Annotated in this window: 2 protein-coding genes; one reads left to right on the forward strand and one right to left on the reverse strand. The window is 73.6% G+C overall.

The window, feature by feature from the left end; all coding sequences use genetic code 11:
* The first annotated feature begins 156 nt into the window (after positions 1–156).
* Positions 157–981: a phosphatase gene (locus FOE67_RS23900; RefSeq protein WP_182666913.1), complete on the forward strand. Its 825-nt coding sequence runs from the start codon at positions 157–159 to the stop codon at positions 979–981.
* 60 nt (positions 982–1,041) lie between these two features.
* Here FOE67_RS23900 and tesB read toward each other — a convergent pair whose 3' ends face one another.
* Positions 1,042–1,932, reverse strand: a complete 891-nt coding sequence (tesB, locus tag FOE67_RS23905) for an acyl-CoA thioesterase II (RefSeq protein WP_182666912.1) — start codon at positions 1,930–1,932, stop codon at positions 1,042–1,044.
* Between the last annotated feature and the right edge of the window lie 119 nt (positions 1,933–2,051).

Raw genomic sequence — 2,051 nt, forward strand, 5'->3', positions numbered from 1 at the left:
GGGGTCTCCATGGGGCGAGGGTAGGCAGCGGGGCCCGCGAAGCGGTTCCGCCTTTCCGGCGGAACGGGGGTCACGTTTTGGACACCCCGGCGGACGCCCGCGCGGGCGTTCGGACCGGGGGGTCACAATGGGCCCATGACCTCGGTCCCCCCGGCCATGTCGGCCGCCCCCGTTCCGCCGGGCCCGCCGGTTCGGCAGGTGCCCCCGGCCCCCTCCCGCTCCGAGTTGCTGGAGCACCTGGTGCGCACCCGGATCGCGGGGGAGGTGGCGACCCCCAGGGAGAACAACCTCTCCCACTACCGGGAACTGGCCAACGGCAACCGCTACTACTGGCTGGGGGTCGAACTGGGCGACCGCTGGAACGACGAGCAGGACGTGCTCGCGGTGATGGCGGAGCGCTGCGGCGTGAACGAGGATCCCGCCCACCGCCGGGGACAGGACACCATCGACCCCGAGCTGACGGTGGCGGCCCTGGACCGCACGGCGGAGGTACTGCGCCGCACCGCCGAGCGGGGCGGGCGGTTCCTGTCCGCCACCGGTCACCCGGGCGGCCTGTTGGACACCCACTCGCGGGTGACGGCGGCCCTGGTGGCGGCCGGCTGCGAGCTGGTGCGGGTCCCGCTGGGACTGACCGCCGACGAGGGCGTGGTCACCCAACTGGCGGGGGTGGCGATGTACGAGCGGGGAGCGTCCCTGTGGCACACCCACTCCCCCGCCCCGATGGCGGAGATCCTGCGGGCGCTGCCGCAGGAGGGCGAGGCGCCGCCGGACCTGGTGATCGCCGACCACGGGTGGGCCGGGTGCGCGGCGCAACACGGCATCGAGACGGTGGGGTTCGCCGACTGCAACGACCCCGCGCTGTTCCTGGCCGAGGCGGAGGGGACGCTGGCGGTGTGCGTGCCGCTGGACGACCACGTGACCGATCCCCGGTACTACGAGCCGATGACGGCGTACCTGTTGGCGGCGGCCGGCCTGGAGTGAGACCCGCCCCGGGCGGCCGTCCCGGCGCCGGTGGCGGGACGGCGGTCGCGGTCGGACGCCTCAGGAACGGTCACGGGGGACGCGGACCACGCCCTCCTGGATGACCGAGACGGCGAGCCGGCCGTCCCGGGTCCAGATCTGTCCCCGGGCCAGGCCGCGCCCGTTCTGCGTGGTGGGGGCGTCGGTGTCGTACAGCAGCCACTCGTCGGCCCGGAACGGCCGGTGGAACCACATGGCGTGGTCGAGGCTGGCGCCCACCACGTCCCCGACCGTCCAGCCACCGCGCCCGTGCGCGAGGAGCACCGAGTCCAGCAGGGTCATGTCGGAGACGTAGGTGGCCAGGCAGAGGTGGACCACGGGGTTGTCGTGGACACCCTGGATCTTGCCGTCGGTGCGGAACCACACCCGCGAGCGCGCCTCGCGCGGCTCACCGACGGTGGCGTAGGGCGGTTCGACCGCGTAGCGCAGGTCGATCGCGCGGCGTGCCTCCAGCAGCAGCGACACCACGTCGGGGTGCATGAAGGTGTCGGCGTAGCGGGGCAGGAGCTCGTCGGCGGTCGGCAGCGACTCGGGGTCGGGCGCCTGTGGCATCTCCTCCTGGTGCTCCAGACCCTCCTCGTGCACCTGGAAGGAGGCCGAGAGGTGGAAGATCGGCTGACCGTGCTGGATGGCCACCACCCGACGGGTGGTGAACGACCGGCCGTCGCGGATGCGGTCCACCTGGTAGACGATCGGGGCGCCCGGGTCGCCGGGGCGCAGGAAGTAGGAGTGCAGGGAGTGCGGCAGCCGGTCGTCGGTGACGGTGCGGCACGCGGCGACCAACGCCTGGGCGGCGACCTGCCCGCCGAAGACCCGGGGGATCACCGAGGGGTGACTGTCGCCCCGGTAGATGTCCTGTTCGATCCGCTCGAGGTCGAGCAGGTCGAGCAGGTAGTGGAGGGTGTCGTTCATGGAACAAGTTCTACCCGATGGGGTGGGCGACGGCCGGCCCGGTCCGGACTTCCGCGGGGGACCCGCGGCCGGGAACGCGCCGGCCCCGGGGGGCGGGGGTCGGCGGCACCGTTGAGGCC

It is taken from the genome of Streptomyces calidiresistens (assembly GCF_014141525.1).
In the GTDB taxonomy this organism is placed as follows: Bacteria; Actinomycetota; Actinomycetes; order Streptomycetales; family Streptomycetaceae; genus Streptomyces; species Streptomyces calidiresistens.

Excerpts from the sequence above, each read along its gene's own strand:
- tesB (WP_182666912.1), bottom strand. The coding sequence starts at position 1,932 with ATGAACGACACCCTCCACTACCTGCTCGACCTGCTCGACCTCGAGCGG.
- FOE67_RS23900 (WP_182666913.1), top strand. The coding sequence starts at position 157 with ATGTCGGCCGCCCCCGTTCCGCCGGGCCCGCCGGTTCGGCAGGTGCCC.